The following is a 21543-nucleotide window of genomic DNA, read 5'->3' as shown; positions in this document are numbered from 1 at the left end:
GGGCGGGGACTACTGATTCATTTTGAATAATAACTCTCTAAACTTAAGGGCGGTTAATTTTGCGATAAATATAATATCGGGCGGGCAGTAATAATTTTACTTATGCTAATTTTGCTATAAATATAATAATTTGCGAGCGGCTGGACTTGTTGCGAAATAAATTAATTTCTGTGAACTTGACACGAGAAATTTTGCGATAAATATAATAATTTGCGGGCGGGGCTGCTGATTCAAGTCAAATAATAATTCTAAACTTGACGCGGATAATTTTGTGAATAAAATATTTATCATGAATATGAACGGAATAATGATTCAGGGAACATCAAGCGATTCAGGAAAAAGTTTTATAGTTACTGGGCTATGCAGGCTATTTTCTGACATGGGAATAAAAATTTGCCCGTTCAAGTCTCAAAATATGTCTAATAATGCGTACGTGACTCACGACAATTGCGAGATAAGTACGGCGCAGGCTCTACAGGCTCAGGCAGCGCGGCTCATTCCTGAAACTTTCATGAATCCTATACTATTAAAGCCTAATCACGATAAATCTTCAGAAATTATCTTAAACGGGAGAGTCTTTAACAGGCCGGCAGAAAATAATTATTATAGAGAGTTCGCAGAAAATCAGGGCATTCAAGCAATAAGGGACTCGCTTAAATATATTCGTGAAAATTTTGACGCAATTATAATAGAAGGCGCAGGGAGTCCGGCAGAAATAAATTTAAACGCTCATGAAATAGTAAATATGAGAGTCGCTCGTGAAGCAAATGTACCTGTTATTCTTGTAACTGATGTAGACAGGGGCGGATCTCTTGCGTCAATAGTCGGAACTCTTGAATTACTCGGCCAAGATAGAAAGCGGGTCAAAGGCATAATATTTAACAAGTTCAGAGGCGATATAAATTTATTCAATGACGCTGTAGAATGGACTCAGAATTATACGGGCGTAAAAGTGTTAGGAGTCTTGCCATTCATGAGAGAAATTAATTTATCGGGAGAAGATTCACTAACTCTGCAAAATTTTAGACGCGATAAAAATATTTCACGTGAAAATATAAATATAGGGGTGATAAATTATCCGGGAATAGCAAATTTCACGGACTTTGACTCATTTAAATATGAAAGCGATGTTAATTTAATTTATGTGAATAATTATGAAGATTTGCGAGATATTGACGCTTTGATTTTACCCGGCGCAAAAAATGTAATAGCTGCTCTTGAGTGGCTGAATGAGTCAGGGCTTGACACTGCGATAAAAAATTTTCACGGCTTTATATTCGGAATCTGCGGAGGGCTGCAAATTTTAGGATTTCTTGAGATTTTGCCGATCTCTACAAGTTTTGATTATCACGAAAAAATAACCCGGCAAATCAGCGGCTTTCTTGCAAGTAATAATAATATAAAAGTTTCAGGCTATGAAATTCACTTCGGCAGGACGATTTATAATTATGATAATAATTTCAGCGCGCTATTTATCACGAGTAAAAATTTTACTTTGGCCGGGACTCGCATAAATGATAATGATTCACATGAAAGCATAACGAGTAAAAAAATTAATCTTTCAGGAACTCGCATAAATGATAATGACTCGCTTAAAATCATGACGAATAAAAATTTTACTTCATTAGGGATTCACGGGATATTTAATAATGGCTTGCCTGAAGGAATAACGAATAAAAATTTTACTCTCGCAGGGACTTATATACACGGCATATTTGACAATGATAATTTTCGGGCTTTATGGCTGAATAATATTAGACTCGCAAAAAATTACAGAGCACGCACTATAATAAATACGCGCTCCGTTCAAGATAATATATTTAATCAAATCGCAAAGTTATTAACTCAAAATCTTGATATAAAATTTATTCTTGATTTACTAATTCACCGTGAAGGCACCACGCTTCAGCCTGAGTGATTTTCACTTTCACGAACTGGCCTAAAAATTTTTGACTCCCATTGAATATAACTACTTTGTCGCTTGGAGTCCGGCCTTGTAATAAATTCTCGCCTTTAGGTGCCGGGCCGTCAACAAGAATCTCAAAAATTTCTCCGGTTAATTTCTCGTTTATAGCAAGAGTTATAGAGTCCTGCAATTCATTTAATTTCGTGAGTCTCTCAAGTCTTAACTCAACGGGTAAAGCTCCATCCATGACAGCCGCCGGAGTTCCTTCACGTTCAGAATATGCCGCACTGTGAACTAAATCAAATTTAATTTCTCGCAAAGCATTCAATGAGTCCTCAAAATCGCCCTCACTTTCGCCCGGAAATCCTACTATTAAATCAGTAGTCAATCCCAGCCCCGGCACTCTTTCACGAGTTAAATTCACTTTTTCGCGATATTCTGAATAAGTATATTTGCGGTTCATTAGCTTTAAAATTTTGTCGCTGCCTGACTGTATAGGCAAATTCAAGGACGGACACACAGTTTTTTCACCGGCCATAACGTCAATAATTTCGCCCGTAAAGTCCTGCGGCAATGAAGTAACGAATCTTACACGCTTAATTCCCGGCATTCTCGCAACATTTTTTAACAGCCAAGCAAAATTTAGATTTATATCTTTGCCGTAACTGTTCACGTTTTGACCTAGTAAAGTGATTTCTTTCACGCCGTCATTGATTAACATATTTATTTCGCTAAAAATTTCATCAGGTTTCCGCGACACAAAACGCCCTCTCACATACGGGACTATGCAGTAACTACAAAAATTATCGCAGCCGTGTGCAATAGTTACATATGCTTTAAATTTATTCTCGCGCTTTATCGTGATATTATCAGAGTCAAAATTTAGGCTGTGAAATTCCCGCGGGTCGGTGTCGAGTAAATTTATTCGTGATTTAGGGTGCTTTATAAGCTGCTCAATCGAGTCCGGCAATAATCCTATATGACGAGGGCCGGCAACGAGTCTTACATATGGGAATCGATTTAATGCCTTCTCGCCGAGTCTCTGAGCAATACAGCCGGTTAACGCGATTAATGGCCGGTGATTCTTTTTCCATGATGATTCATATAAGCCCATTTCGCTCCAAACTTTTTGTTCAGCTTTTGCCCTGACACTGCAGCCTGTTATCATGATTAAATCAGCATTTGACTCGTCCGCTTCCTGCCAGCCCCGTGAACACAAAACAGTGCGCACCCTGTCAGCGTCATAAACATTCATTTGACAGCCATAAACTTTAACGCAGAAACTCGGCATAATAAATTATTCAAACCTCGCGAAAATCTCATCAACGTAGCGCAGATAAAAGTCATTCTCAAATAGTGATTTGAGTCTCTCAGGGTCAACACCTTTTAATCGCTCGTCATGTAATAACAAATCCAAGAATGCCCCGCCCCCTGAAGCTGTCTTCATTGCGTTTTCCTGCACGATAGCGTAAGAATCTTCACGGGATAAATTAAGCTCGTCAAGCAAGAAAGTTAGAACTCTTTGACTATATACGAGTCCTTGAGTCTGATTTAGATTTTCTCTTACTCTATTTTCGTCGACAACAAGCCCGCGCAAAATTTTTGTCATGCTCCTGACCATGAAAGCAGCAATATTAAATGCATCCGGCCAAATTACGCGCTCGGTTGAAGAGTGGCTTATATCTCGTTCGTGCCAGAGTGCTATATTTTCCATGCCAGTTAAAGCATAACCCCGCAAAAGTCTTGACATTCCGCAAATTCTTTCACATTTTATCGGGTTGCGTTTGTGAGGCATTGCGCTAGAACCTTTTTGACCGACCCCGAACGGCTCGAATGCTTCACGGACTTCTGTACGCTGCAAATTGCGAATCTCTAAGGCCATGCGCTCCAAAGTACTGCCCATAATTGCGAGTGCATTCAAGACTCCGGCGTGCCTGTCTCGCTGGAGAATCTGATTAGAAATTTTTGCGGGCTCAAGTCCTAGTATTTCACACACACGCGATTCTAATTCGGGCGAACTCATTGCGTAAGTTCCTACAGCTCCGGAAATTTTGCCGCTTGATACATCCTGACGCGAATATTCAAGCCTGCCTATATCCCGCAATAATTCAGAGTGCCAGTTTAAAAATTTCAGTCCCAGCGACATGGGCTCGGCGTGAATCCCGTGAGTCCTGCCTATACATGGCAAATGTTTATATTTTTTCGCGAGTTCGAATACTACTGAGTCAAGTTCTGATAAAGACTCAAGAATTATATTTATAGAATCACGCAGCATTATAGAACTGGCTGTATCTAAAATATCACTGCTCGTCATTCCTAAATGCAAATAACGCCCGTTTTCTCCTATATTTTCAGCTACTGCACTTACAAAAGCTACTACATCATGCTGAGTCTTTTTCTCGATTTCCTGAACTCTCTCAACTGTAAAATGAGCGTTTGCAATTATGTCATCGAGTGCGTTTTTAGGGATCCTTCCCATTTCTGCCCATGCTTTGCACACTGCGATTTCTACATCGAGCATGACTTTAAGGCGGTTATATTCGTTCCATAAAGCGTTAATATCTTTCTCTGAATATCGTTCGATCATTATTAAAAATTTTCTTCCTTTCTCGTTTTATTGCTGAAATTGTATCACGGCGCGCAAAAAAAAATCCCCCTGATTCTTGATTAGTGAGTCAGAGGGAATGAATAAATCTATTTAAATTATTTCTTTACTGCTATAACCGGTTTATAAATTTTTCCGGGCTCAAACCATGCTGAGACAGTTACGCAAAAATCTTCAGGGACGTTATAAATTTCTTGGCCGTCTTCATTAAAGAATATTGCTGTGTTATCGTCTTCTGAGTCTGAAATTTGCCCGCCCGGGAATGAATGCCAAATTAATTTTGCGTTTTCAGGCACTGACTTATCAAGCGAGATAGTAAATTCATAAATTCCGCTCTCGTCAACTTTTATGTCAGGCAATACCGCCGCAATCATGAAATCATCATTAGAGACAAGGGACAATGCCGCCGAGTCTAAAATTAAATTATTCCCGGTGAATTCTTGAGAAATTGACTCGTTTTGTGATTCTGATTCGGATTCGGAGTCGTTATTATTATTTTCTGTGATTGATTCAGATTCTTGTGAGTCTGAGTCAGATTCAGCAAAATTTTTATCACTTGTCGAGTCTGCTTCATTGACTACAAGAGTAAATTTTTTTGTTTTACTGCCGCCCTCATTTTCGACTTTAACAGAAAATTTAAATTTGCCGCTTTTTTCCGGAGTTCCTGTAATGTCGCCCGATTCGTCAATTTCTAAGCCGGCCGGAAGCTTCCCCGACCAAATTAATATAGGACTCCCCGATGCTTGAAGAGTGAAATTATATTTTTCTCCGACTTTTGCTGCCGGTAATGGAGCTGCTATAACTTTAGGCTTGTCGGCTGTGATAGTAATCTTGACATTTTTTGTCGTGCTTTTACCGAAATTATTTGTTGCTGTTACTGGCACATTTCCTTTGAATACATGAGTCGGAGTTCCTGAAATTATGCCAGTGCTTGAATCAATCTCTAACCCCTTCAATTTTTCCGGAAAATCTGCGCTCCACGTAATTTCTGCGCCGCCGTCTGATTTTAGCTCGACTTGTTCATTATAGGACTCGTAAATTTTGTGTTTTGGCAATGATTTTGTCATGAAAACTGGATCAGCGGGATAAATTTTTATCGTGTAACTCTCTTCAACAAAGAATTCACCCGCAGAAACTTTAACAGTGAAATCAAATGAGCCGTAATGAGTGGGTTTGCCTGAAATTTTACCCTTTGAGAGTGAAAGCCCGGGGGGTAAATCGCCGCTTGAAATTGCCCAGCTGCCTGCCTTTATGCCTGAAACAGTGATAGAGCCTTTATATTTCTTGCCCGTTGTGCCTTCAGGTATTGAAGCCTTCTCAATTCCGAATACTGCGAGGGATAATTTTTTCGTAACACTGCCGCCTTGATTCGTGATTGTCAAATTGATAGATTTCTTGCCTGATTCAGTCGGGACTCCTGAAATTACGCACTCGCCGCTGACAACTTGAATACTTAATCCAGCTGGTAAATTATCGCATGTCGCACCCGTTAAAGCCGAACCTGTAAAATCAACTTTTGCGCTGTATTCTTTATTCACGGCCGCTGAAGGGAGATTCTTTACTGAAATTTTAGGGGCTGTATACACTGATAAATAAAATATTTTTGTGCTGTATATATATTCTGCTTGACTGGCCTTAATAGTAAATGAGAATTTGCCTTCTTCTCTAATTTTGCCTGAGAGTGTACCTTTTTTGCTGTCAAATTTGAGTCCGTCCGGTAAATCGCCGCTTATTAATTCCCATGTTATATTATTTCCTTCTGCTTCAAGAGTTAAATTATATTTTTTGCCGGCTGTTCCGGGATCAAGATTTGCGGGGGTTATTATTTCAACGGGCTGGACATCTTTAATATTAATCGTAAAATCTTTGCTTGCTGTTCCGTCTGAATTCGAGGCTATGACAGTAAAATTAAATTCGCCTGATTTTTCCGGAATTCCTGAGATTGTCCCGTCCGATGATAAATTTAACGAGTCAGGCAGTGAAGAACCTTCCGCAAGTGTCCATGTAATAGGCTCGTTTCCAGTCGCAGAAAGTTTTACATTATATTCTTGATTTATTACAGCGTCCGGCAAATTTATATCATCAATTTCTATTTTGGGAGCTGGTACAGTGAACGCCTTTATACATGCATTGTGCTTGTAATCACCACGTATATTATATAAATCGTTCCAATTTTGCCCGTCATATGAATAATAAGACTCTTCAGGATTCACAACTGCTTTAAGCTCGTAAGTTGCCTCCGTGCCGATTCCAGTGTTCGTATTCATAACGACCGAGAAATAATGCCCGACCTTGAGTCTTACATGCTCTGACGAAAAATTTTCAGTGTGATAGCCTGCATACGGGGTAAAATTATCTTTACTAGCAAGCAAAACGCCGTCAACTGGTGAAGATGGCTTATCAGTGCCGAGATCATAAATATAAATTTTATAATCAGTATTATTATCACGCGCATTAAATCCCGTGTACTGCAAAATTTCGTCCTGAGATTCATTCTTAAATATGCTCGCTGACCATTTACTACTAAATCCTGCAATTCTGCCTAAATCATCATGGCCGTAATGCTTGAGATTTTCCGGCATTTTATCAGCAATAAACATAGTTACGTCTTGAATATACTGCTCGTAGGACATCCAGAAATAACCGCCGTTATTTGCCCAGTTCCCCCACGAGTTACGCACGAGCCAAGCCCCGTCTTTTTCCGGTTTCATTGAGCCGAAATTATCACGTGAAAAATTATCGTCCCAGCCTATAATACTAATTGCGTGATTTGGAGTTCTAGGCTTCCCTTTATTGTCCGTCTGATTATTAAAATATGACGTTGTCAGAACGCTGACACCCGATTTTGCAGGCGTATAATATCCATAATTATATGGATTTGAATAATATACGGCGTAAATTGCTCCGTTGTTAATAATAAGATTCTTGACTGTATCAATAATTTCATCACCGCTCAACAAGCCAATTTCGTAGGATTCTTTGAGTCCTATTCCTGTTTTGATATATTCTTCCGGCAATTTGTCAGGAGCTGTATATGATTTATTGCCGGTCGGATAAGGTAATATATTTTCGTTGACGGTTCCGAGTCTCGCTAATAACGCCGCTGCTTGATAATAATTCCCGCCCTGCTCTAAAATATCTTCATTTTTATAGTGAAGACTGTAAGATTTGCCCTCGCGTTTATCTCCATATGCAAAATAGGCTATTAACATTTCTGACAAGTTTATATTTTGATTATCAGGATATAAATTTATATAACTTGTCTCAAGTGAAGCAATCGCAGCAAATGACCAGCAGGCACCCCATGGATTTTGATTTCTTATAGCGGGGACTCTGTTATGCTCTCTTAAATCATATTTTGCGGGTAAAGTATTCTTGACTGAAAATTTTTCACGAGATTGCGGGGGATTCTTCCATAAATTTGAATTATCAACGGGACTCGGAATTAGTCCGCCAGTAAATAAATCCGGAGATTTCAGCCATTCAAGATATTCCGGCGATGGTGAGTCTATTTCTATAATATTATTCTCAAGAGAAAATGCCGGATTTGAAATCGTAACAAATAACGCTGATATTAACAATAATGCAGCAAATTTTTTTGACATTTCTTGAGACCTCCTGTAAAAATTTTATTGATTTTAGCACACTTCACGCAAAGCACTTACAATAAATAAAATTGATTCTTTCTAACAAGTAATTTAATGATATAATCACTCTGAAATGAAATAAAAATCATAAAAAAAGGGGTTGACATGAATGATTCAAGGCCGCATAATCTCTCGTGTTTCGTGGGTATTATTTCATTTAATAATATAACTTGTAATCATTTAAATAAATGTCATGGAGAATCAGAATCATTCAGGAATAATCAGGACTTTATTAGCATTTACTCAGGCAATTATAGACACGCTTTTATACTGGCTGAGTTTCTCGCTGATTATATATTATTTCTCACAAAAGAATATGCCCGGATTTAATTTTGAAGTCAGGGCGTTTTTTACGGGTACAGTCTTAGCAGTGTTTTATTTTAATTCGCTATATGACTTCAAAAACTGGATTGTATGGGACGAACTCAAGGCTATATTAAAATCTTCAGTGCTTGTAATAATGGTAATTGCTTTATATCTTTACTCACAGAAATACGAGATTTCAAGATTTATGATTTCAACGAGCATTATTATATTCGTGCCGTTATGTTTATCAGCAAGATATATTTTCAGGCGTGTATTATTTGCGGCGGGCCTTCTCTCTACAAATATTATAATTCTAGGAGCTGGCAGAACCGGTGAAATTTTTGCAGAAACTATAACATCACACCCTTTTACTTCCTGCAAAGTAATCGGCTTTCTTGATGATGACCCTAGAAAATTAGGCCAAGTTATAGCAGGCTTTAAAGTTTTAGGAAGACTCGAAGATTTCGAAAAAATTTATTCGCAGTACAGAGTCGACGAGGCAGCCGTGGCAATCTCTACAGCGTCAAGAAAATTATTAACTCACATTTTAGACATGGTAGAATTTCACGTCCGGCAAGTTCATTATATTCCCGATATGTATATGCTTACAACTTTTTCGGCCTCGATTCGGGATGTTGACGGAATGCCTGTTATTTCTGCTTCACAAGGACTATTAAACCCGTTCAATAGATTTATTAAAAGCATAATGGACTATACTGGCGCAATAATAGCATTGATAATTTTTTCGCCGTTAATGGCATGGGCGGCGTATAAAATAAAACACGAAGACGGAGGCCCTGCGTTATTCATTCAAGATAGGGTCGGCTGGAAAACTAAACACTTCAAAATTTATAAATTCCGAACTATGTACACAGATGCAGACGAACGCACAAAAATTTTATTTCAGGATAAAGAAATTTTACACGACTACGAAAAGGGAATAAAGCTCAAGCATGATCCGAGACTCACGAAAACAGGCGCAAAATTACGCAAAACGAGCATTGACGAACTCCCGCAATTATTTAATGTCCTAAAAGGTGAAATGAGTCTAGTCGGCCCACGTCCATTAATACAAAGCGATGTTAATTTAGCTTACGGCGAATATATAGCAAAAAAAATTTACACAGTTAAGCCCGGATTAACAGGTTTATGGCAGGTCAGCGGACGGAGCGATTTAGACAGGGATATAAGACGAGAAATGAATTTATATTATATTCGCAACTGGTCATTATGGCTCGATATAGTAATATTAATCAAGACAGCTTATGCAGTACTAAGCAAAAAGGGAGCATATTAATTGCCTTATGACTATTTTATAAACTCTTCAGGGATCATATTATTTCGCAAAGTATACGGCGAGACTACAGTATGGACTAAATTATTTCTTAAGAATTACGGCATAATCACAGCAACAGCTCCGGCATTAGGTAAACATTCTTTCGGCGGCGACACTGAGCCGTTTTGCTGGGGTCAATTCTCACTTAAGCGCAAACAAAAAGGGAAGAACTATCACATTGACGATCTTGATTTGAATGACGACATGCTGGACTTGAGACAAGCACAAGACAAAATTTTAACGGCCTTCAGATGGTCAGGAATGATAATGAAACACTTGCCGCTATATCAGCCCGATAATGAATTACTCGCTAATTTATACTGGAACATGAAATTATTATGTGATATTAACGTACCTTCAAATGCAGCAAACTGGCGATTTATATTTAACTGGCTTAAAATATGGGGACTCGCTCCTGATATAATTAAATTCTGTCAGGCAAAAAAATTTAACCGCGATGAGACTATTTTATTAACTCAAATCACAAGAACAGGCTTTAATAACGTCATAAAAATTTTTTCTTCTCCCATAAGCAATAACATACGCAGGAACACTTTTAAATTTGCGGCAATATACGCTTATAGATACCTGAATCAGAAATAATAAAAACTCCCTCGCTTTAACACGAGAGAGTCAAGAAATTTTTTCGCTTAATAATTAATCAAATTACTTCTTAGGACGTACGACTCTTTTTGTCGGCACTGTGCTGCTTCTCTTTGCTGCAGGTTTGTCAGGAGCTGGAGTCTTACCCATTGCATAAGCTGCACCCTTCGCAGGAGTCGACCCGGCAGGAACCGGCGCAAAAGTTTTCGCGTTTGTCTCGGTGCTTCCGTCGTAAACTGTGCCGTGAATCTCATTGCCTAACATATCATAATGACGTAAATATGTCATAGCAAATTTTTTGCCGTCCTCTGTGTATTCATAGCCGTATTCAGTGAAATAAAGACTTCCGGCAACTTCAGGAGAAAGCCCGAACTTTGACATTAAAAGCTCGATTGTCTCATTCTTGACTGTAGGATTAGTATAATATTTTCTTGAGACAGCGAATAAAGTCCCGTTTTCGTCTTTACCGTAATCGAGTAAATACCAAGTCATTTTGTTTTTGTCCTGTCCGAGACTCTTTTGTTTGGCAACATCCCACGCTAAAACAGGTGTTGCAGCAATAACTACTAACGCAATAATCAGCGCAAATACTGAAAATTTTTTCATGTGTAAAGCACACAGCCTTTCATAAAAATATAATTATAATTATAGATTTCTTAAATCTTCAATCATGAGCGATATTCTAACACATTTTTATTCAAGTGCTATAACTCCGAGCGCATAACTTATAATTCTTTCTTTGCCTTCAGATATTGAATTATAAATTTTGCCGTTGATTATTATCTCGCTTGAGCCGCCCCCGTCAAGATTTAAAGCGTATAAAACATTCTGCGAGCGCATTATATCAGCAAGTTCCGCTATAGTTGCACCTGAAGAGTGAAAACCGTTCCGCCCGTCTACTACGATAAACACCCATTGGCCGTCTTGATTAAGACCTATTGCAGATCTAGGATGCCTCACAGAAATTAACGAGTTATTAAAGCCTTCATTATTGTAGCTATAAACTGGCACGCCCTCATCAAGAATTAACGGCCCGGCTTGAATAATATTTTCCATGTCGACCCAGTAAGCAGCCTCTTGAGAAGCTACAGAAAAAATTGCCTCGTCGTTATTATTCCAGCCAAGACAGCCCCGCCCCTCATATGGATTATTAATAAATTCGTTGTTGACTTTGAGCGCACCGATCGGGAATCCGTGTCCTATAGTCGTTACAGCAAAGAAACCGGCATTTATGGCAGCCTTTGCCCTGTTGTGCCTTGCAATCTGTGAAAGAGTCCATAATTCTTTAGGCCCGTTTTGAGAGAATACCGGCGAAATTCTCCAGTAAGTGGGATCTATAGTCATCATTACCCAGAATCGCGGAGCAATATTCATATTTGGATTACTCATTGATGGCAAGACTCGTGATTTTATGCCGCGTGATTTAATTAAATTCACTAATTTGCGGACTTGATTATAGTCTTCTAATCTCTCACTGCGCAGTAAATATAACCCGTTTGATTTCGCGCTCTTCATGTCAAAGCCGTGTGATTTAAAATTTTTCTTGAGATTCTCAGCAATTGATTTATCGCTCAAATTATCAGCATAGACTCGCCAGCCGGGGACTCCAGTAGGGACTCCGTCTCTGTGAATAAATACTCTTAAGCCCTTTAACGGGTTGCGGATTATATCGAGTCTCAAATTTGAGCTTGCTTCTTTCACACGGGATAAAATTATTTCAGAGTCTTTATTTGATAATGCTTCATTGCCCCTGAAATTGTCAGATTTTGCGATAATTGCCGGAGTCATATTCACAGCAACGACTAAGCAGCCCCGCTCGAAATTATTTAATTTGCCGGAGTCTTTAAAGCCGGTCGGGTAATCATTCAATAATTCAGCCTCGAACGATAAGCCCAGACTCTGAATCACCCAGCGCAGAGCCTCACGACGTGTAATATTTCCTGTTAAATTATTTACTTGATCCGTGATATATCCTGTTCTTAACATGAAATGTGCGCCGTTATTATTAATAAATTCTTTAGACTCGCTCCAGTCAATGCCGCGCGATTCGAGTAATTTTGCAAGAAATTCCGCCCTAGTTAAAGCATTTGCAGCACACGAATTAAGCAATATAACAAATATAATTAATAATCGCTTAAAATTTTTCGTCATAATTTGTGTAAAACCTCTCGTAAAAATTTTCTAAAACCTGCTATAATTTATCACATGCCCCTGCGGTTTCGCGTTAAGGTGATTTTGTTCTGAGCCAACACTCGCAACTATTTCGGCAACTTGCCGCAGACATTTAGTCTTTTAGGAACGGGTCAGAACTCTCATCAAACGGTTACTGCGGAGGCTTTTATTATTTCTTTATATATAAATCTATATCAATCCCAAATGCTTGCAAGCCTTCAATATTCCGCCGTCGTCAATGTCTTCACACACATAACTCGCAAAATTTTTAACGTCTTGAGAAGCCCGCCCGACTGCAACGCCGATTTTAGAATTTCGCAGCATTTCCGAGTCATTTGGCCCGTCCCCGAATGTTATAACGTCGTCGAGATTTGCGCCCTCATGAGCGATTAATTGCTTTATTCCCTGCCATTTGCTTGAGCTTGAATGCCTTGACTCGGTGAATCCGTGCATTAATTCGAGTCTTGTATTCTCAGGCGGCTGAAAAAATAAACCGTGATTATAATTTAATTTCTCGTGATTGAGCATTATATAACACATTATAGCGCGCTTCATTTCGTGTAAAGGCCTAATGCAATTATAACCGGCCTGATTATTAAAATATTCCCGGAATAAGTCAAATGCTCCGGCAGTATATAAATATTTCTCGTCGACACATGCCGTGATTTCAGGATATTTATTTGCTACTTCACGAAAATTTTTCAAATGCTGCTCCGGAAAAAATTGCGTGTGAATTTCATGATTATTAATTACGATCTGCGCACCTCCTGAAGCAACTAGATAATTTATACCGAACTCTTTAGCGACATTCATAGCAAGAAAAGCCGCCCGGCCTGTTGCAATCGCGGGAATATGCCCAGCCCTGCGCAATAAATTCACGGCCTCGCGAGTTTGTTCAGGAATATGAGAAAATTTAACGTGGCTTATTAGTGTTCCGTCAATGTCGAAAAAAATATATTTCATGCTTTACCCCTTTAATCTCAGAGAGAGTCCCGCAAAAATCCTGTCAACAATATCAGCCTGACTCGCTAAAAATTGATATAACCGCCCGGTCTCATCGCGCCATTTTCGCGAAAATTCATCAATGGGAATGACTCCCGAACTTATTTCATCGCCGATTAACACGGACTCGCGCAAGATTTCAAGTTTTGACGTAAAGAATTCTGACGGGTTTAATTTTTTATCCAGCAAAAATTTTACTCCCATGTGCAAATTTGTTATAAGGCCGGGGCTTGATATTTTTTCGGGCGAGTCGATTTCAAGATTATAGAACTCAGCAAAATTTTTATATAGATCCCTAGCGTAAGACTCTTTGCCCATGTAACGGCCGCCTAAAATTAAATGCAAATATTTTCCTTCTCCTGTTTATATATTTTATTAGCGAATTATACATGAATAAATTTTTTTGCGTGAAAAAATTGCATTACAACAAAATTTTTTGCTTTATGAGTGATTGTTATAACTGGAAAATTTTTATATTTCTGTAGCTGTAAATGCAGCTGTAAAATTTCTTGCTTTCTTTATTGATTGCTGGATAAAGATAATATTTTTTGCGGCAAAATATAGCGTGAAAAAATTGCATGATAACAAAATTTTTATCTCTGTAAATGCTTATAATAACTGTGATTAAATTAACTTTTTGTATTAGTAAATGTATTAGTAAAATTTGCATGATTCACTATATTTTTTCTGAATCAATTTCCATACACCGCCGCCTGAAAATATCTGCAAAACTCTATAAAATCACTCTAACAAATCACCCGTTATATACATAAAAATTTTTGCGTAAATTCTCACTTATATAAATTATCACGATCACAAAACAATCCCGCAAATTCCCGATAATAGCTTCTAATTATACATATATACATAGCGCAATTCCCATGACTATGAAATTATCTCGTTTATCACAAAATAATTCTAGCAAGCCGCCCGAAATAATAAAATAATCTCGCTAATCTCAACAAATGCGCCCAGTAAATCGCCCGTTATGCCTCCGAAAATTTTAGCGCAAATCTTATGCCATATAAATAGACTTAATGCAAGAATCAATCCGCTAAAAATATCGCATGACGCATAAATAATATATATTATTGCAAGAATAAAATTATCACGCTGATTTCTTGACGAGCCGAGAATCACAGCAAGCCCGTTTTTTTTCGCAAATCTTGAATTATTTAATAATATGCTCATGCCAAGACGTGATAACGCCGGAATTAATGAGATTTTCAACAAATTTATATCACTGCGCGTGAAAATTTCAGCAAATAAAAGAGTCTTTAATAATATAACGCTGACACAAGCAATCACAGCAAACGATCCCGCATGAGTATCTGACAAAATTTTGAGTCTCGTCTCTCTATCTCTGTGTGAAAAAATTGCGTCGCTCGTGTCCATAAGTCCATCCATGTGAAGCCCGCCAGTTAACGCCAGTGCTGAAAGAGTCATTACAAGCCCGCGAAGATTTACAGAGAAATTCACGAACTCACGCAAAAATATAAATATCCCCGCCCATATGGGAACAAATATTAACGCGCCTATTAAAGCAAGCATTACAGGAAATAAGCGCAAATTACCCGGAGTCCATTCAAGGCAAATTTTTCTTGGAACTGGTATAATGCTAATAAACGAGCAGGCTATTAATAAAGATTTCAACATTTCGCAAATTTTTACAACTTTCACACTTAGTAATTAATAAAATATTTTAGCATAAAAAATTTTTCGTATTTATATGCATTACTAGATTCCGGATTCATTATAGAATTATTGCAAAAATTTTATAATAGAAGGCAGGTTAATTTTTATGAAACGTTTTTATCCGGTTATTTTATCGTTAATGTTAGTGTTTATAGCGTCATCGGCATTTGCTGCTCCGTCGGGTAAAGTCATGATGTACTCTTCAATGCAGGAAGATCAATTAGTGGCCATTAAACGAGGCTTTGAGGCAAAATATCCTGATATAGTAATGGACTATTATTTTGCAGGAACAGGCAGAGTAATTACAAAAATTGCTACAGAACATCAGGCCGGCCAAGTAGCTGCTGACGTAATTTGGGTAGGAGATCCCGCAGATTATTTATCATTCAAGAAAGAAGGAATCCTGCAAAAATATTCTTCACCTGAAGCAAAAGCAATTGACGCAAAATTTATCGACCCGGACGGCTATTACACGGGCGCAAGAATGATGAACATGGGTATAGGCTATAATACGGCACTCGTTAAAGCTGATGACGCTCCCGAATCTTGGAAAGATTTATTAGACGATGACTGGGAAGGTCAAATTGTAATGACTGATCCATCAAGCGCAGGGACAACAAAATATTTTGTAGCTGCATTGCTCGCAAATCCCGAATACGGAGAAGAATATTTCAAGAAATTACGCGCTAACGGGTGCGAACTAGAGTCAGGTACTACGGCAACACACAATCAAGTCGCAGCAAGTGCCTACAAAGTCGGAATCATGCTCGATTACGTATCACATAATTTAATGGCTCAGGGTTCACCGATTGGATTTGTATATTTGGAGAAGGATTTAATTTCTATTTTCTCACCGATCGGACTCGTCAAGGGCAGCCCAAATAACGAGAACGGCAAATTATTATATGACTTTATTTTATCTAAAGAGGGTCAAGAAATTCTCGTAGCTAATAATTTATTATCAGTCCGCAATGATGTAGATCAAAAGGGAGTCGACGTTGAAAAAATTGCAAAATCAGCAATGAAAGTTGATTTAGAAGCACTCGCAACAAATTCAAATAAGATTCTCGCCACGTTCGATAATATATTCAAGAAATAAAAATTTTTTAGCAGGGGTGTTATTATGCCGCGCCCCTGCCGTTTTCTTATTATTTTCCGCAGAGACTTATAACACTGCCTCCAAACGGTAACGATACAGAAGGGATAAATAATGCTTCAGCCGCAAAAATCGAATCAAGAATATAATTCAAGCCTAAGCCCGGAATTTTTGAGCCAGAAGAGCCCCCCCTTATGCAATTTACTTAGAATCTTATCCGCAAAACGCGCAATCATCATTAACGGGAATAAAAAAGTATTCATATAACCTGAATATAAAATTTTTAGGCCGTTTTTCTCGCAAAGTTCACACAAATTTTTTCGTGTATAGCGTCTATAATGACCTAAATTTTTATCATGAACACTATAGAGCCACTGATAAGCAGGAACAGTAATTAAAATTTTACCGTCATGATCAAGCAAATTTTTTAGAGCCTGCACAGCTTCCGAATCTTTCTCAACATGTTCGAGAACGTCAAATATACATACAAGATTAAATTTTTCACCGTCAACTGATTCTAATCCGTCCGGTAAATAGCCCTTAACGACTGAAATATTTTCGCGCTGATTAATAAAACTCCGTGCATAGTTGTCAAGTTCCATAGCTGTAACATTTCCATATTGAGCAAGTACCGGCAAATTTGCCCCTGTTCCGCTGCCTATTTCTAAAATTTTCATGGGAGTCCCGTTAAATACGCATTTATTTATCAACTTGTTAATAATTCTGCGTTTGCCCTTAAACCACCAGTGAGACTCTTGAGTCTCTGCCATCTCGCTAAAATCTTCACGGCGCATTGTTTATCACGCTTTCTGTATAAGTTAAAATCTTTGTCTTCTTGCCCGTTCGGCCTCTGCTGCCTTGTCCTCAGGTTTGTACCAGCCAGCACCAGCAATATCTATGCAGCATGACTCTCCCGGTGCAAATATTACTCTATGAGGAGTCTGGATTTTTACGAGCTGTTCACCGACTGGGACTAAATACTCGGTTTTATCAGTGAGAAATATTCTTTTCTCGATATGAGTCCTAAAGCCTGAGTCTTGACTCAATTTTATAGCGTTCGGCCTTGCTGCTATGACCATTTCTTTATTTGCATTTTCCGGAATTGCTAAATTAATTGCCTGCGAGTAATCATTTTTGGGGAAGACTTGGCCGTCCTTGATTTCAACGTTTATGAAGGTCGACTCGCCTAAGAAATTATGCACAAATCTTGAATTAGGATATCTATATAAATTTTCCGGAGTGTCAATCTGCATAATTCTGCCCATGTCGCACACCATCATTCTATCAGAAATTGCCATAGCTTCCGATTGATCATGAGTTACAAATATAATCGTGAATCCGAATTGACGCTGTAACTCTTTTATTTCGAATCTCATAGTCTCGCGTAACTTGGGATCTAAATTTGAAAGCGGCTCATCAAGTAACATGACTTTAGGATTTGTAACTATTGCCCGGGCGAGTGCGATTCGCTGCTGCTGACCTCCTGATAATTCAGAGGGGTATAATTTTTCGAGCCCATCAAGTGAACAGTGCTTTAATGCGTCTTTCACTCTTGCTGAGATTTCATTTTTCGGGACTTTGCGAATTTTTAACGGGAATGCTACATTATCAAAAATATTCATGTGAGGCCATACTGCAAAAGCCTGAAATACCATTCCGAGATCACGCTCTTCAGGGGGGATATATAAATTTTTTGCCTTACTCGACACAAGCCGCCCGCATAATTCGATCTCGCCTTCTGATAAGTCTTCAAAGCCTGCAATCATTCTTAATGTCGTAGTCTTCCCGCAGCCCGACGGCCCTAAAAATGAGAAGCATTCACCCTCTTTTATTTCGAGATTGAAATCATCAACAGCTGTAACAGTTCCCATTGTACGAGTAGTAAATTTTTTTGTTACATGTCGCAAAATTACTTGATTCATTTATTTATTTATGCTCCTTTCGTGTGTATATTTTCTTGCTGTAAATACGAGATTTCAGCACATAATTTATTTATCATAAACGCAACATAAACGCGAGCCCCCGCCTGCAGTTCACACACAACAAAATTTTTATTAGCTTATGAACGCCGCCGTAAAAACTCATTATCGCAACATAAACGCGAGTCCAACGTCTGCAACTCACACACAACAAAATTTTTATTCGCTCATGAATGCCGCCGCCAATTATGCGCCTTTCCTGTCCTTAGTGATCCATGTTACTATAGCATTGCAGATAATTATTATTACAATGGCAACTGACGCAAGGGCCGCCGCTTGAGGAATCATTCCCGCATCACGTAACGCGAAAATCTGCACGCCCAGTGTCCTGCTATATGGGCCGTAAAGTAAAATCGAGGTCGTTAATTCCCTCATTGCCGGCAAAAATATAAGAAAGAATCCTGATACCATAGCAGGTTTTATTAATGGCAGTGTAATATCTCTTAGTGACTCCGTGTGAGTCGCTCCGCATGCCCGTGAAGCCTCTTCAAGCGATGAATTTACTTGCTGTAATGACGCGCTCGCACTCTTCATTGAGAATGATAAATATCTCGCCATATACGCAACTAATATAATCCAAATCGTATTATATAGAGTTATATTCATGATTGAGCCTGACCACGATAAAATTACTCCGATTGCTAAGACAGTCCCGGGAATCGAATACGGCAAAATAGATAATATTTCAAGCAAACTCTTCCCGCGCGGCTTAATTCGATTTATTACGTATGCTATCATTACGCCCAAGAACATACAAACGAGTCCGGCTGTTACTGACAAGAATAAAGAATTCTTTATAGAGTCAAGAGTCGCAGGTGAGGCAAAAACTTTTTCATAATTGCTTAACGAGAAATTCTCCCATGTCAATGGCAGACCGTAAGCTCTAACAAGTGCCACTAAGAAAATCATTACAAGAGGGACAACTACAATTATTAATAGAGTCAAGCAAGCAAGAAACAATAACGGATATTTTGCACCGCGCAATTTTATGAGAGTAGGACGCATTGATTTGCCTTTGATGATGTCATAACTTCCTGAGCTTAAAACTTTTTTCTGAATAACTAAGGCTACAGCAACAACAGCCACTAACAAAATCGATAACGCCGTGCCCTGTCTGATTCCTTCAAAACTTCCGCCGGATCTGTTAATTAAAGCATAAATCATAGTAGGAAGTGTAAAAATATTTTTCGAGAATCCTAATATTGAAGGCACCCCGAAATGTGCAAGCGACGAAATTAGAATCAACAAAGCCCCGGCAGATATTGCAGGCTTCACGAGCGGTAATGTAATTTTCCAGATGACTTGAGATTGACGAGCCCCGGCTATTCTTGCTGACTCCTCAAGTGTAGGATCCATTCTTTCAAGCGCGCTGACTACCTGCATAAACACAAACGGGAAGTAATACGAGCATTCTACAAATATAATTCCGCCTAAACTATTTATATTTATCGGGGCAGTTCTTAAATGAAAAGTTGACATCAGCCAGCGGTTTATATAGCCTGCCCGCCCTGAAAAAAGCAAATCCCACGCCATAGCTCCGAAAAAAGGCGGGAACATGTAAGGAATCGTGAATAATGCCCGCATGAAACCTTTTGCCGGAATGTCGCTCCGTCCCAGCAGCCACGCATAAAATAATCCCATAATTGTCCCGAATATAGTAACAGCTACTGCAATAATTATCGTGTTGCCCATTGCTTTCAAATTTTCAGGGTCAAATATAACGCTCGTGAAAAGTGTCAAATCAAATTTTCCTTCATAGAAAAACGCATTATATATAATCATGAAAATGGGAATTACTACAATTACGAATAAAAGCGCAAAACTCAAAGCCGTCATAATTCCGTCAAGTCCGAGTCTTTTGCCTTCCATTGCTGCTAAGTCTGATTTTTGCCTGAACATTTTTTCATGCTCCTTTCATGTTAATATTTGACTGATAGAAGACGGGATTTAAAAATTTCAGCCCGACCTCTGAACCCTCCTGAATCATTCCCGCCCCGTCATCGAACGTACTGCGCTGTACTCTTATTTCTTGGCCGTCAAAATCTATAAACATGTTATATTCACTGCCTAGAAATACAGAACGTTTGACCCGGCCGCGTAATTGCGAGCTCTCATCAAATATAATGTCATTAGGTCTGACTCCCATGTCGACAAGTGAGTCAAAATTTTCAGGTATTGAATCACTATAAATAATTTTCTCGTTCTCATGAAAGCACCATGAATCATTAATTTTCTTGAGAGTAAAGAAATTTGACACGCCTATGAACTCAAACACGAATCTATTCGCCGGACGCAAAATAATATCTTCGTCAGTGCCTATCTGTGATAATGACCCGTCGGAATTCATTATTGCCATCTTGTCGCATAATTGGAGTGAAGCCTCTTGATCATGCGTAATATATAAAATTGTTGTCCCGATATTTTTCTGAATTTGGCGGATCTCTATTAACATTTCTTCACGTAATTTAGCGTCAAGATTCGTTATAGGCTCGTCCATTACAATAACTTCATCGGAACTAACAAGGGCGCGGGCAATTGCGACTCTTTGCTGCTGGCCTCCTGATAACTGACTTGGCAAATAGGGCGCATAATCGCTCATTCTTACCTGTTCAAGAGCATAACGGGCTTTGCGTTCAATTTCCGCACGGTCTAATCTCTGTTTCTTCATGGGATAAGCGACATTTTCAAAAACTGTCATGTGAGGCCACACCGCATAATCTTGAAAAACTACACCGACTCCGCGTCTTTCAGGTGGGATATTGATACGATTTTCACGAGAGAACACGCAGCGATCACCGATATAAATTTCTCCAGTTGACGGACGATTTAAACCGAGTAAACACCGCATTAAAGTCGTCTTACCGCACCCTGAAGGACCAAGCAAGCACATAATTTGCGAGTCTTCTACATCAAGCGAGAAATTTTCGAGAATTATTTTATTCCCATAAGCGAATGATATATTCCTGAAACTTATTCCTGCCATTAAAATTTTTGCCTCCTTATATAAATAATAATTATTGCCGTGAAATAACAAGATTATAATATAATTCTCCGCTCATAATGAGTCCCCGCCCCCTGTTCGTGTCGAGTAACGCCCGCCCGGTCTCTCAATCTTAAATTATTTAGCAGAAAATCCCCGCCACTATGAGAAAATTTATCGCTTGTTCGTGTCGAGTAGTGGGGGGGGGGGGGGGGG

The 21543-nt window shown here is 38.8% G+C and carries 16 protein-coding genes; 4 read left to right on the top strand and 12 right to left on the bottom strand.

The features are described from left to right. Positions 1-295 precede the first annotated feature (295 nt). A complete protein-coding gene (locus IJS99_00890) occupies positions 296-1918 on the top strand; it encodes a cobyric acid synthase (protein ID MBQ7560376.1) in 1623 nt (540 codons plus the stop codon). On the opposite strand, the gene miaB is transcribed toward IJS99_00890, so the two are convergent. The 3 genes from miaB to IJS99_00875 form a co-directional block, all read right to left on the bottom strand. After that, positions 1866-3197 carry a tRNA (N6-isopentenyl adenosine(37)-C2)-methylthiotransferase MiaB gene (gene miaB, locus IJS99_00885; GenBank protein ID MBQ7560375.1) on the bottom strand — a complete coding sequence of 444 codons (1332 nt, stop codon included), beginning with the start codon at positions 3195-3197 and terminating at the stop codon, positions 1866-1868. The genes IJS99_00890 and miaB overlap by 53 nt on opposite strands. 6 nt (positions 3198-3203) lie before the next feature. Continuing rightward, the gene (locus tag IJS99_00880) at positions 3204-4493 is read right to left on the bottom strand and encodes an adenylosuccinate lyase (protein MBQ7560374.1); all 1290 of its coding nucleotides are present in this window, start codon (positions 4491-4493) and stop codon (positions 3204-3206) included. Between the two features lie 116 nt (positions 4494-4609). Then, positions 4610-8116 (bottom strand): putative Ig domain-containing protein, encoded by a 3507-nt coding sequence (locus tag IJS99_00875; GenBank protein ID MBQ7560373.1) that lies wholly within the window; start codon positions 8114-8116, stop codon positions 4610-4612. 235 nt (positions 8117-8351) lie between these two features. Between IJS99_00875 and IJS99_00870 the strand changes: the two genes are divergently transcribed. Further along, positions 8352-9761: a sugar transferase gene (locus IJS99_00870; protein ID MBQ7560372.1), complete on the top strand. Its 1410-nt coding sequence runs from the start codon at positions 8352-8354 to the stop codon at positions 9759-9761. Further along, a complete protein-coding gene (locus IJS99_00865) occupies positions 9762-10403 on the top strand; it encodes a recombination protein O N-terminal domain-containing protein (protein ID MBQ7560371.1) in 642 nt (213 codons plus the stop codon). It begins immediately after the preceding gene. A 63-nt stretch (positions 10404-10466) separates the two neighbouring features. Here the strand turns inward: IJS99_00865 and IJS99_00860 are convergent, their stop codons facing one another. From IJS99_00860 to IJS99_00840, 5 genes are all read right to left on the bottom strand, one after another. After that, complete coding sequence (locus IJS99_00860) at positions 10467-11009, bottom strand: hypothetical protein (GenBank protein MBQ7560370.1); 543 nt, start codon at positions 11007-11009, stop codon at positions 10467-10469. An 87-nt stretch (positions 11010-11096) separates the two neighbouring features. Further along, positions 11097-12554, bottom strand: coding sequence for a phosphodiester glycosidase family protein (locus IJS99_00855; protein MBQ7560369.1), 1458 nt, complete (start codon positions 12552-12554; stop codon positions 11097-11099). A gap of 210 nt (positions 12555-12764) precedes the next feature. Further along, positions 12765-13538 carry an HAD-IIB family hydrolase gene (locus IJS99_00850; GenBank protein MBQ7560368.1) on the bottom strand — a complete coding sequence of 258 codons (774 nt, stop codon included), beginning with the start codon at positions 13536-13538 and terminating at the stop codon, positions 12765-12767. Positions 13539-13541: 3 nt separating this feature from the next. After that, the gene (locus IJS99_00845; GenBank protein MBQ7560367.1) at positions 13542-13922 is read right to left on the bottom strand and encodes a bifunctional adenosylcobinamide kinase/adenosylcobinamide-phosphate guanylyltransferase; all 381 of its coding nucleotides are present in this window, start codon (positions 13920-13922) and stop codon (positions 13542-13544) included. 573 nt (positions 13923-14495) lie between these two features. Continuing rightward, entirely contained in the window at positions 14496-15233 is a 738-nt protein-coding gene (locus tag IJS99_00840; GenBank protein ID MBQ7560366.1) for an adenosylcobinamide-GDP ribazoletransferase, read from the bottom strand. A gap of 145 nt (positions 15234-15378) precedes the next feature. Between IJS99_00840 and IJS99_00835 the strand changes: the two genes are divergently transcribed. Beyond that, positions 15379-16371, top strand: coding sequence for an ABC transporter substrate-binding protein (locus IJS99_00835; protein ID MBQ7560365.1), 993 nt, complete (start codon positions 15379-15381; stop codon positions 16369-16371). Positions 16372-16505: 134 nt separating this feature from the next. Here the strand turns inward: IJS99_00835 and IJS99_00830 are convergent, their stop codons facing one another. From IJS99_00830 to IJS99_00815, 4 genes are all read right to left on the bottom strand, one after another. Further along, positions 16506-17162 carry a class I SAM-dependent methyltransferase gene (locus IJS99_00830; GenBank protein ID MBQ7560364.1) on the bottom strand — a complete coding sequence of 219 codons (657 nt, stop codon included), beginning with the start codon at positions 17160-17162 and terminating at the stop codon, positions 16506-16508. Between the two features lie 24 nt (positions 17163-17186). Then, on the bottom strand, positions 17187-18290 hold the full coding sequence (locus IJS99_00825) for an ABC transporter ATP-binding protein (protein ID MBQ7560363.1): 1104 nt from the start codon (positions 18288-18290) through the stop codon (positions 17187-17189). 243 nt (positions 18291-18533) lie between these two features. Beyond that, entirely contained in the window at positions 18534-20246 is a 1713-nt protein-coding gene (locus tag IJS99_00820; protein ID MBQ7560362.1) for an iron ABC transporter permease, read from the bottom strand. A gap of 4 nt (positions 20247-20250) precedes the next feature. Next, positions 20251-21330, bottom strand: coding sequence for an ABC transporter ATP-binding protein (locus IJS99_00815; protein MBQ7560361.1), 1080 nt, complete (start codon positions 21328-21330; stop codon positions 20251-20253). Between the last annotated feature and the right edge of the window lie 213 nt (positions 21331-21543).

The sequence above is a fragment of the Synergistaceae bacterium genome, from assembly GCA_017444345.1.
Taxonomy (GTDB): domain Bacteria; phylum Synergistota; class Synergistia; order Synergistales; family Aminobacteriaceae; genus JAFUXM01.
The sequence above is the reverse complement of the archived record's forward strand: the minus strand, read 5'-3'. Positions and strand labels throughout refer to the sequence as shown.

Excerpts from the sequence above, each read along its gene's own strand:
- IJS99_00890 (MBQ7560376.1), top strand. The coding sequence starts at position 296 with ATGAACGGAATAATGATTCAGGGAACATCAAGCGATTCAGGAAAAAGT.
- miaB (MBQ7560375.1), bottom strand. The coding sequence starts at position 3,197 with ATGCCGAGTTTCTGCGTTAAAGTTTATGGCTGTCAAATGAATGTTTAT.
- IJS99_00880 (MBQ7560374.1), bottom strand. The coding sequence starts at position 4,493 with ATGATCGAACGATATTCAGAGAAAGATATTAACGCTTTATGGAACGAA.
- IJS99_00875 (MBQ7560373.1), bottom strand. The coding sequence starts at position 8,116 with ATGTCAAAAAAATTTGCTGCATTATTGTTAATATCAGCGTTATTTGTT.
- IJS99_00870 (MBQ7560372.1), top strand. The coding sequence starts at position 8,352 with ATGGAGAATCAGAATCATTCAGGAATAATCAGGACTTTATTAGCATTT.
- IJS99_00860 (MBQ7560370.1), bottom strand. The coding sequence starts at position 11,009 with ATGAAAAAATTTTCAGTATTTGCGCTGATTATTGCGTTAGTAGTTATT.
- IJS99_00855 (MBQ7560369.1), bottom strand. The coding sequence starts at position 12,554 with ATGACGAAAAATTTTAAGCGATTATTAATTATATTTGTTATATTGCTT.
- IJS99_00850 (MBQ7560368.1), bottom strand. The coding sequence starts at position 13,538 with ATGAAATATATTTTTTTCGACATTGACGGAACACTAATAAGCCACGTT.
- IJS99_00840 (MBQ7560366.1), bottom strand. The coding sequence starts at position 15,233 with ATGTTGAAATCTTTATTAATAGCCTGCTCGTTTATTAGCATTATACCA.
- IJS99_00835 (MBQ7560365.1), top strand. The coding sequence starts at position 15,379 with ATGAAACGTTTTTATCCGGTTATTTTATCGTTAATGTTAGTGTTTATA.
- IJS99_00830 (MBQ7560364.1), bottom strand. The coding sequence starts at position 17,162 with ATGCGCCGTGAAGATTTTAGCGAGATGGCAGAGACTCAAGAGTCTCAC.
- IJS99_00825 (MBQ7560363.1), bottom strand. The coding sequence starts at position 18,290 with ATGAATCAAGTAATTTTGCGACATGTAACAAAAAAATTTACTACTCGT.
- IJS99_00820 (MBQ7560362.1), bottom strand. The coding sequence starts at position 20,246 with ATGTTCAGGCAAAAATCAGACTTAGCAGCAATGGAAGGCAAAAGACTC.
- IJS99_00815 (MBQ7560361.1), bottom strand. The coding sequence starts at position 21,330 with ATGGCAGGAATAAGTTTCAGGAATATATCATTCGCTTATGGGAATAAA.